Source organism: Mesorhizobium sp. M1A.F.Ca.IN.020.06.1.1 (assembly GCF_004023265.1).
Taxonomy (GTDB): Bacteria; Pseudomonadota; Alphaproteobacteria; order Rhizobiales; family Rhizobiaceae; genus Mesorhizobium.
Genome location: NZ_RZSR01001563.1, coordinates 1 through 754 on the forward strand (window position 1 = coordinate 1; position 754 = coordinate 754).

2 protein-coding genes and 1 pseudogene are annotated in these 754 nt (G+C 58.5%); all 3 read right to left on the minus strand.

Going from position 1 to position 754, the window contains the following annotated elements; genetic code table 11:
• The coding region (locus EOA60_RS35545; protein ID WP_128312758.1) for a lipoprotein at nucleotides 1–182 on the minus strand (182 nt) is incomplete at its 3' end.
• A gap of 93 nt (nucleotides 183–275) precedes the next feature.
• Complete coding sequence (locus EOA60_RS35550; protein WP_095823972.1) at nucleotides 276–539, minus strand: hypothetical protein; 264 nt, start codon at nucleotides 537–539, stop codon at nucleotides 276–278.
• Nucleotides 540–550: 11 nt separating this feature from the next.
• A pseudogene (locus EOA60_RS35555) lies at nucleotides 551–754 on the minus strand (argininosuccinate lyase); the annotation flags it as partial.

Below are 754 nucleotides of genomic sequence, written 5' to 3' on the forward strand. Positions count from 1 at the left end.
TTCTTGTCCTTGACCGGTTTCTCAGGCTCGGGCGGCAGCGGCTGTTTGGCTCGCTCCGCATCCTTGCGCGCCTGCACGGCAGCCTCGTAAGGCGTATCGAGGCCGCCTCTCCTGCCGCAGGCCGTGACGGTGACAACCGCCGCCAGCAGCGCGAGCGTCACCAAAATCCTGCCTCGGGTCATCGATCCATCCGTTCGAAACTGTTTTGTCCAGCCGCGCTTTTAGCCGAGTTTTCGGCGCATTGCATCCCGGCAAAATCAAGCCCCAAGAATTCGTTATTCGTCCAGCCGACGGACATAAACGCCAAACTCGGACGTGGCGGAAAAATGGAAACTTCCGGCGCTTCTTGGTCCCATCCCGAAGCCGTCGTTGGCTTTCTCATCAGCGACTGCAAGGAGAAGTTCTGCGAGAAGGTGCAGCGCTCGCTTTGAACCTTGTATGAGGATCGTTGGCTCCCCACCGTCCTCGTCGGAAAGAAGAGCCAGGCTCAGGTTGGATTTCTGGTGGCTGTAGCGTTCTAAAATCTTGTCAGTTTGCATCAATCAGCCTTTCACGCCTTGGCCAAGCGCTTTTTCCAGTAGCGGATTTGCTTCCTCACTTCCGACGGAGCGGTGCCGCCGAAGCTTACGCGGCTCTTCACCGAATTCTGCACGGCGAGCACCGAGAAGATGTCGTCGGTGATGCCGGGATGGATCGAGCGCAGGTCCTCCAGCGAGAGCTTTTCCAGCCCGACCTTCTTCTCCTCGGCAAGGGC

Coding starts and splice junctions, on each gene's coding strand:
- EOA60_RS35550 (WP_095823972.1), bottom strand. CDS start 539: ATGCAAACTGACAAGATTTTAGAACGCTACAGCCACCAGAAATCCAAC.